The 8010-nt window shown below is 57.0% G+C and carries 9 protein-coding genes; 8 read left to right on the top strand and 1 reads right to left on the bottom strand.

The genetic code is table 11. From position 1 onward, the window contains the following. From ACTG3X_RS14285 to ACTG3X_RS14250, 8 genes are all read left to right on the top strand, one after another. Positions 1-694 (top strand): outer membrane protein transport protein (locus ACTG3X_RS14285; RefSeq protein ID WP_439111950.1); only part of this gene is annotated, 694 nt, incomplete at its 5' end. Between the two features lie 112 nt (positions 695-806). Next, positions 807-1718 carry a DMT family transporter gene (locus tag ACTG3X_RS14280; RefSeq protein ID WP_439111949.1) on the top strand — a complete coding sequence of 304 codons (912 nt, stop codon included), beginning with the start codon at positions 807-809 and terminating at the stop codon, positions 1716-1718. A 51-nt stretch (positions 1719-1769) separates the two neighbouring features. Continuing rightward, complete coding sequence (locus tag ACTG3X_RS14275) at positions 1770-2639, top strand: ATPase (protein WP_439111948.1); 870 nt, start codon at positions 1770-1772, stop codon at positions 2637-2639. Between the two features lie 36 nt (positions 2640-2675). After that, complete coding sequence (locus ACTG3X_RS14270) at positions 2676-3629, top strand: homoserine O-succinyltransferase (RefSeq protein WP_439111947.1); 954 nt, start codon at positions 2676-2678, stop codon at positions 3627-3629. A 6-nt stretch (positions 3630-3635) separates the two neighbouring features. After that, entirely contained in the window at positions 3636-4601 is a 966-nt protein-coding gene (locus tag ACTG3X_RS14265) for an alpha/beta fold hydrolase (RefSeq protein WP_439111946.1), read from the top strand. Between the two features lie 37 nt (positions 4602-4638). Further along, positions 4639-5508 carry a polyphosphate kinase 2 gene (gene ppk2, locus ACTG3X_RS14260; RefSeq protein WP_439111945.1) on the top strand — a complete coding sequence of 290 codons (870 nt, stop codon included), beginning with the start codon at positions 4639-4641 and terminating at the stop codon, positions 5506-5508. Further along, positions 5501-6121, top strand: coding sequence for a TetR/AcrR family transcriptional regulator (locus tag ACTG3X_RS14255; RefSeq protein ID WP_439111944.1), 621 nt, complete (start codon positions 5501-5503; stop codon positions 6119-6121). Before ppk2 ends, ACTG3X_RS14255 begins: the two co-directional genes overlap by 8 nt. 153 nt (positions 6122-6274) lie before the next feature. Then, positions 6275-6412 carry a hypothetical protein gene (locus ACTG3X_RS14250; protein WP_439111943.1) on the top strand — a complete coding sequence of 46 codons (138 nt, stop codon included), beginning with the start codon at positions 6275-6277 and terminating at the stop codon, positions 6410-6412. A 305-nt stretch (positions 6413-6717) separates the two neighbouring features. On the opposite strand, the gene ACTG3X_RS14245 is transcribed toward ACTG3X_RS14250, so the two are convergent. Then, positions 6718-8010: fibronectin type III domain-containing protein (locus ACTG3X_RS14245; RefSeq protein ID WP_439111942.1), on the bottom strand; the 1293-nt coding region annotated here is incomplete at its 5' end.

The following is an 8010-nucleotide window of genomic DNA, read 5'->3' as shown; positions in this document are numbered from 1 at the left end:
CTATAAGTTTAACGACAATTGGAGCATGCACGGTGGCGCACGGTCGCAATCGTTGACAGGCACAATCCGCTCTGCCAACGGAGCGTTGGACGCCTCCGGCGACTATGCTTGGGGGTATCTGGTCGGGGGCGCTTACGAGCGGCCCGACATCGCCATGCGCGTTGCTCTCACCTACAATTCAAGCATCAACAACACGCTTGATGGTACGTCAAACTTCGCACCTGCTACTGTGACACACAAGAGCCCCGAGAGCCTGAACCTTGAGTTCCAGACAGGTATTGCCGCCGATACGTTGCTCTTCGGCTCTGTGCGGTATGTAAAGTGGGACGGTCGCACCCTTGATTCAAACCCTGGCGGCTTGACCTCGACAAACTGGGTCAATTTTGAGGACGACACCACCAGCTTTACCTTGGGGCTTGGTCGCAGGATCAATGACAAGCTCAGCCTCGCTGTCACACTCGGATATGAAGCGGCAGGCACGCGGCCAACCAACACCGCTCTTGCGCCAACGGCTGGTTATAAAAGCATTGGACTTGGTGCCAGCTACAATATCAACGAGTCACTGAAGGTTACAGGTGGCGTTCAATACATCAAACCTGGCGATCAGTCGTTTCTTTTGCCCGCGCCGAATCCAGCGGTCGAATACAGCGGTGATGCCGTCGCCTTTGGTATGAAGATTTCCTACAGCTTCTAAACCAGACAAATCACACAACCAGAAACGCCCCGTAACGTGCGGGGCGTTTTCTTTTTGACCATCCCGCAAGAAACGGGTCGCTCTAGTGGCTGTTCCATGCAACGTCTGGCCCATGACAGAGCAAAAATCCATATCTGCGCGCGCTTGGGGCGAGCTTCTCTTGCTGGCCCTGATCTGGGGCGGCGTTTTTCTCTCGGTGAGGATTGCGCTTAACGAAATCGGCGTTCTCTCGGCCGTGGCGCACCGTGCCCTCTGGGCCGCTCTGGTGCTTTGGGGCTTGGTCTTTGTCCTGCGCTTGCCGCGCCCCAAGGGCGCGCGGCTCTGGGGCGTGTTCCTTGTCATGGGGCTTTTGAACAATGTTGTGCCGTTCACCCTGCTCAACTGGTCCCAACTTCACATCGAGAGCGGCCTGACAGCCATTCTCAACAGCACCACTGCCATTTGCGGCGTGGTTGTTGCCAGCCTCTTTCTGGCCGATGAGCGCCTGACACCGCGCAAGCTTGCGGGGGTGCTCATTGGCTTTCTGGGCGTGGCCACAGCCATTGGGCTGAGCAATCTGCTCAACTTTGACATCCGCTCGCTGGCCCAAATTGCCGCTCTGACAGCCACTGTCTCTTATGCCTTCGCAGGCGTGTGGGCGCGCAAGCACCTCACAGGGCTTCATCCGCTTGTCGCCGCCGCAGGCATGCTCACCTGCACCGCGGTCTGCATTGTGCCACTCGCATGGTGGTTTGATGGCCCGCTGACACTTGATCTGCGCCTCCAAACCCTTGCCGCCATCGCCTATTACGCACTTGCGGCAACGGTGCTGGCCTATCTGCTCTATTACCGTGTGCTGGCCATGGCTGGCTCGGGCAACCTGATGCTGGTGACCTTGTTGATGCCGCCCGTAGCCATTGTGCTTGGCTGGGCCGTTTTGGGCGAGGCTCTGCCGCCGCGCGCGCTCTTGGGCTTTGCTATTCTGGCGCTTGGTTTGCTCATTCTGGATGGCCGCGCGCTGGCTTGGCTGCGCAATAGGGTTTGACCCTGTCATTCTGCCGCTTTACTCCAGTGTCAGAGCACTCAGGAGGCAGGCATGATCTACCCAACCGCCCAAAGCTGGCAGACCGCCAAACAGAAGAAAGCGCTGTTCTTCGGCATGTCAGGGCTTGGCAAAACCCATGTCTCAAACCTGCTGCGCGACGCGGGAGACTGGTTTCATTACTCGGTCGATTACCGCATTGGCACGCGTTACATGGGCGAATATATCGCCGACAATGCCAAGCGCGAAGCGATGAAAGTGCCCTTCCTGCGCGACCTTTTGATGAGTGACTCCATCTATATCAGCTCCAACATCACATTCGGCAACCTTGCGGCTGTGTCCTCCTACCTTGGCAAACCCGGCTCAGGGGCGCACGGCGGCCTGACAATGGCCACATATGCCGCCCGTCAGGAGCAGTTCCGCCGCGCCGAGATCGCGGCACTGCTTGACACGCCCTACTTCATCGAGCGCGCCGAGGCGCTCTATGGCTACCCGCATTTCATCTGCGACACGGGCGGCTCTATTTGCGAGTGGGTTGATCCGAGCAACGGCGATGATGAAATCCTCAAGACCTTGGGCGCGAACACCCTGATGATCTGGCTCAAAGGCTCGGAGGCACACACAGAAGAGCTGATCCGCCGCTTTGACCGTGCGCCCAAGCCAATGGCCTATCAACCTGCGTTTCTCTTGCGCGTATGGGATGAATACTTAACAGAAAACAAATGCGTGGAAGATGATGTTAATCCAGATGACTTCATCCGCTACACCTATGCCCGCGCGCTTGCCCACCGCCAGCCGCGCTATGAGGCGATGGCCCGTTGGGGTGTCACCGTCGAGGCAGGCGATATTGCCAGCGTGCGCGACGCACAGGATTTTGATGCGATTGTCGCCACCGCCATTGAGACGCGCGCCAAAGCCACCTAAGTAATCTGTCTTCCAAGCTGAACGAGGTCCAAGCCTATGCCCATCAAACTGCCCTCCCACCTGCCTGCCTATGACGTGCTCTCGCGCGAGGGCGTCAGTGTGATGAGCGAGGATCAGGCGGTGCGGCAGGATATTCGTCCGCTGCGCATCGGCTTGCTCAACCTCATGCCAAAGAAGATCCAGACAGAGACGCAATTCGCCCGCCTTATCGGCGCAACGCCTCTGCAAATCGAATTTTCGCTGATCCGCATGAGCGAGCATCACTCGCGCAATACGGCTGCCGAACACATGGAAGAGTTCTACCGCCCGTTTGACGAGGTCGCGGCCACAGGCGAGAAATTCGATGGTCTCATCATCACAGGCGCACCGATCGAGCATCTGGAATTTTCCGATGTAACCTACTGGGCCGAGCTTACGCGCGTTTTTGACTGGACCCAGACCCACGTTCACAACACATTCGGAGTGTGCTGGGGCGGTATGGCGATGCTCGGCTATTTCCACGGCGTGAAAAAGCACCTGCTCGATCAGAAGCTTTTTGGCTGCTATCGCCACCTCAACCTTGCGCCACAAAGCTCTTTTTTGCGCGGGTTTTCCGATGATTTTGTCATGCCCGTGAGCCGCTGGACAGAAATGCGCCGCGACGAGATAGAAGCCGCAGGCCTCAAAACCCTGCTGCACTCTGAAGAAGTTGGCCCTGCCCTCGTCGAAGACACCGCGCACCGCGCGCTCTATGTCTTCAACCATCTGGAATATGACAGCGGCACCTTGGGCGAAGAATACACCCGCGACTTGGCCGAAAACCAAATCGCAGGGGCCGACATCCAGTTGCCGGTCAACTACTACCCAAATGATGACACCGCCAAAACACCGCTCAACCGCTGGCGGAGCCATGCCCATCTGATGTATGGAAACTGGATTTCAGAGATTTATGAAACCACCCCCTATGATATTGAAAAGATCGGGCTAGAGAGCACCGACTTGCGCGGTTGATTGACCATGCTCAAACCGCTCGTTTTTAGCCTTTTTGGCCTCGCGTTTCTCTGGCTTGCGCTCTGGCTCTTTGCCCAACGCGCCGAGAGCCGCGCCGAAGCCGCGGCCCCCGCGCGCGGCCAGATAATAACAGTCAACGGCAGCCCCATGCATGTGGTTGTCACAGGCCCAAAAGGCGCGCCTGACCTTGTGCTGATCCACGGCTCCAACGGCCACACCCGCGACATGAGCTTTGCGCTGGCTGCCAAGCTGGCCAGTGACTTTCGGATTTTCATCATTGATCGCCCGGGCCTTGGCTACAGCGCAGCGATCACCCCCAAAGGCGACAGCCTGCGCGCCCAAGCCAAACAAATCGCCGACACGGCCGCAGCAATGGGCGCTGAAAAACCCATCGTTATGGGCCACTCCTACGGCGGTTCTGTAGCGCTTGCATGGGCCACCTATATGCCCGAGCGTATCGCCGCTCTTGTGCCTGTTGCCGCCGCCTCCCACCCTTGGGACACGCCCCTTGACCCACTCTATCGCATAGGCTCAAACCCCGTTCTTGGCCCGCTTGTTCTGCCGCTTTTGCCTGCCCTTGTTTCAGAAAGCTACATAGAGCGTGCGCTTGGCGACATCTTCGCGCCCGACACGGTGCCAAACGGCTATTTTGACTACTTTGTGCCCAAGCTCTCCCTGCGCTATCGCTCCATGCGGGCTACATCCTTCCAACGTGCCAACCTCTTGGCAGAAATCAAGGCGATGGCGCCGCTCTATCCAGCCCTCGCCTTGCCTGTTGAAAGTGTTCACGGCACAAAAGACATCACGGTCGGTCTGTCCATTCACGCTGAAAAGCTGGTGGCCGATGTGCCCCACGCCGTGCTGACACGTGCCGAGGGCCACGGCCATATGCTCCAGCACAGCGCTCAGGATATGGTTGTCGCAGCCATTCACCGCGCCGCCGCCCGCGCAGGATTGCACCCCAAGCGCTAAGCCGCCATAGTGACAAAAAATGAGAAAGGACAAGGCCATGGAGCTGCCCTTTGACGCTGCCATCAGCACCTATTTTGACAAGGACGCCCCCGAGGATATCCGCAACGCGATCAAACGCGCCGATAAAGACGAAATCCTCAATCCGGCCTACCCCTACAGCGAGCGGATGCCGCGCAAAGCTTATGAAAAAGAGCTGGAGCTTTTGCAGATAGAGCTGGTGAAGCTGCAAAGCTGGGCCAAAGAGACAGGCGCGCGCATAGCCGTTGTATTTGAGGGGCGCGATGCCGCGGGCAAAGGCGGCGCGATCAAGCGTTTTCGCGAAAATCTCAACCCGCGTGGCGCGCGCGTTGTGGCGCTTTCAAAGCCCACGGAAAAAGAACAAACCGAATGGTATTTCCAGCGCTACATCGACCACCTGCCCTCAGGCGGCGAGATCGTGTTTTATGACCGAAGCTGGTACAATCGCGGCGTTGTTGAAAAAGTCTTCGGCTTTTGCACCGATGAGCAGCGCGCACATTTCTTCAACCAGACGCCAGCTTTTGAGAAAATGCTGGTCGATGAAGGAATCCACGTTTTCAAACTCTGGCTCAACGTGGGCCGCGCCGAGCAGCTGCGCCGCTTTCTGGGCCGTGAACACGACCCCCTCAAGCAATGGAAGCTCAGCTGGATTGACGTGGAAGGCCTCAAGAAATGGGACGAATATTCAAGCGCAATCTCAGAAACGCTCACCCGCACCCATACAGCCGAAGCGCCCTGGACGGTCATCAGATCAGATGACAAGCGCCGCGCCCGCCTGATGGCCATCCGCACTGTGCTCAGCCAGATCGACTACGCCCGCAAAGATCCCAAAGCAGTGGGTCAGCTTGATGCCGAAATCTGCGGTGGCCCCGAGATCTGGGATGCCTAAAAAGCGCGGCTATCACCACGGCAACCTGCGCCAAGCGCTGGTTGAGGCCGCTTTGCAGCTTATCGAGGCCAAAGGCCCGACAGGCTTTACGCTTTCTGAAGCGGCCAAAGAAGCCGGCGTAACGCCTGCGGCTGTCTACCGCCATTTTGAGGGCCGCGAAGACCTGATCGCCGAAGCCGCACGGCAGGGCTATGATATTTTTGCCGATCTCATGCAATATGCCTACGAAAAGGGCCAACCCTCGGCGCTGGCTGCGTTTGAGGCCACAGGGCGGGCCTATCTGGCCTTTGCGCGCCGCCACCCCGGCCATTACATCGCCATGTTCGAGAGCGGTGTCTCGGTAAACCGGACGCCAGAGCTGGCCGCAGCTGCCGCCCGGGCCCGCAGCGTGCTGGAAACAGCCGCAACCGACCTGAGCCAACATATCCCTGCCGACAAGCGCCCGCCTGCCAGTATGTTCTCGGCCCATATCTGGGCCATGAGCCATGGGGTGGTCGAGTTGTTTGCGCGCAATTCCCCGGGCACGCAAAGCCCGTTTTCCCCCGAAGAGCTTCTGGAAACAGGCATCGGCGTCTACCTGCGCGGGCTTGGCCTGATAAAACCCGACGTTTAAGCCCTCAAACTTCCCGTACCGCACAAAAGCAAATTGATTGTTGCGGCTCTGGGCGCTACCCCTTGGCCCAGTTCTCTGTGTACCGAGTATTGCTGATGGCTTTGAGGCCGTCATGGCGTTTTGCCAGACCCAAGACATGAAAGGATACAGCCCATGAAGCCTTATATCGCCCTCCTCTCCCTGATCGCCCTTATCTCCTGCGGCACGGCCAACGGCGTTTTGCGCGGAACAAGCGAAGTCTTGGAAGGCATGTCGCGCGACGTTCGCGGCGCAAGCACTGTCTTTGAGTAAGCGGGCTGCCACCTAACATCTGTTCGCATGTTTGCGAGACAAGCCTTGAGCAAGGGAAACGGTCTTTTCCTTATGCCAAGAAGCTCTTTTTGTGCGGTTTGAACCTACGTCGCGTCTTAGATGCACAGCCTCAGGCAGACCGCAAAAAAAAGACCACGTCGTCTGTGACTGATTTAAGTGCTGGACATTGACGACGTGAGCTCACTGAATTTTACCCTGCAGAATGAGTTGCAAACACCCAGTTCAAGTTGCGCGCTCCATATTTTGGAGCGCACGCCTGATTGCCTTATCCGTCAACAAAGAGCCTAGAAGTTATGGGATATTGCGAACCTAAAACCTGAACGGGTGCTGTTACCAACACGGTCGGTCACAATCTGTATCGTTGCTGAGCTCAGGCCGTCATTTGTATCTGAGCTGACACCCAGTTCTGCTCCGCCACCGCAGTTGTCAATGTGGCCGCCCCCGATCGTCGTTTGCTCGCAGATCAGACGAGGCGCGAAGCTTAGGATGGAAAGGCTCTTGGCCAAAGGCTGACCATCCAAAGGAATACGAAACTCGGGACGGAACATAACAGTTGCAGTTGAGATGTCCCCAGCATCCAGACTGAGCGTATTGTCTACCAGACCATAGGCTGCGCCCGTAAAGTCAACGTCTCCAATGAATGTCTTGCCGTAGGTGAAACTCAGCTCTGGCAGAATTTCATAGCCATCTTGCACGAGCACGCCTGTCAGGGCCGCACCTAATGTGGCGGTTTTCGTTCGGTAATCACTTTCAAGATCAAGCGTTTCGTTGCTCATCTCAAGATCGTTACGGCCAATACTCAAAGATGCAAAACCATCTACAAACAGGTTTTCTTGCAAAGCGTGTACGACATAGCCACCCGCACTCACACCATAGTGATCTTGGCTGCCTGTGAAAGCACCTTTAAGCTGCGAACGCCCCAACTCCCCTCCGATGTAGTAGCCCAGCATTGTTTGCTCAGACAGCATCTGCTCCCAGGCAACTTTGCCGCTGAGTGTAGCTGTTGTGGAGCCACTTACGCTGTCACGCTGTATGTCGAAGTCTCCGAAGAACAAACGACTCTGGGCCCCATCATAACGACCCGTTTGTGCGAAGAACGTTCCTTTGGTGCTCAGCGTCAATCCAGACGCCTCTGCGATACCGTCAACATCAAAGGCGGCGTTATTACGACCGACCATACCGGCTCCATCACTTTGCATTTGCTTGCGACTTGTGATGAAGCGGCCCCGTGCGTCACGGTTCAGGCGGGTGTTGCTTGCAATCGTACTGTTCAGCGAGCGTTGGGCGTCATTGGTAATGATATCACGGATGATCGCTTCATTCGCAGCAAATTCAGAGTTAGGTGCTGGCATGCTTGCCGTCACCGCTGCGCTCTCTGTACCGTTCCCAGCAGTATTCACTGCACGTAGCTTTATCGAGTAACTCGTCCCATTGGTTAGACCTGTAATCACGACAGGGCTACTATTTGCTGAAGCACTCAGCCATGACCCACCATCAAGCTGATACTCATAATCAGTGATCGCTGAGCCCCCGTCATTGGACGGCGCGGTGAAAGCAACAGACACTTGAGCATCACC

This window comes from Lentibacter sp. (assembly GCF_965658795.1).
Lineage (GTDB): Bacteria > Pseudomonadota > Alphaproteobacteria > Rhodobacterales > Rhodobacteraceae > Lentibacter.
This window is presented reverse-complemented; position numbering and strand designations above follow the sequence as displayed.

Coding starts and splice junctions, on each gene's coding strand:
- ACTG3X_RS14280 (WP_439111949.1), top strand. CDS start 807: ATGACAGAGCAAAAATCCATATCTGCGCGCGCTTGGGGCGAGCTTCTC.
- ACTG3X_RS14275 (WP_439111948.1), top strand. CDS start 1,770: ATGATCTACCCAACCGCCCAAAGCTGGCAGACCGCCAAACAGAAGAAA.
- ACTG3X_RS14270 (WP_439111947.1), top strand. CDS start 2,676: ATGCCCATCAAACTGCCCTCCCACCTGCCTGCCTATGACGTGCTCTCG.
- ACTG3X_RS14265 (WP_439111946.1), top strand. CDS start 3,636: ATGCTCAAACCGCTCGTTTTTAGCCTTTTTGGCCTCGCGTTTCTCTGG.
- ppk2 (WP_439111945.1), top strand. CDS start 4,639: ATGGAGCTGCCCTTTGACGCTGCCATCAGCACCTATTTTGACAAGGAC.
- ACTG3X_RS14255 (WP_439111944.1), top strand. CDS start 5,501: ATGCCTAAAAAGCGCGGCTATCACCACGGCAACCTGCGCCAAGCGCTG.
- ACTG3X_RS14250 (WP_439111943.1), top strand. CDS start 6,275: ATGAAGCCTTATATCGCCCTCCTCTCCCTGATCGCCCTTATCTCCTGC.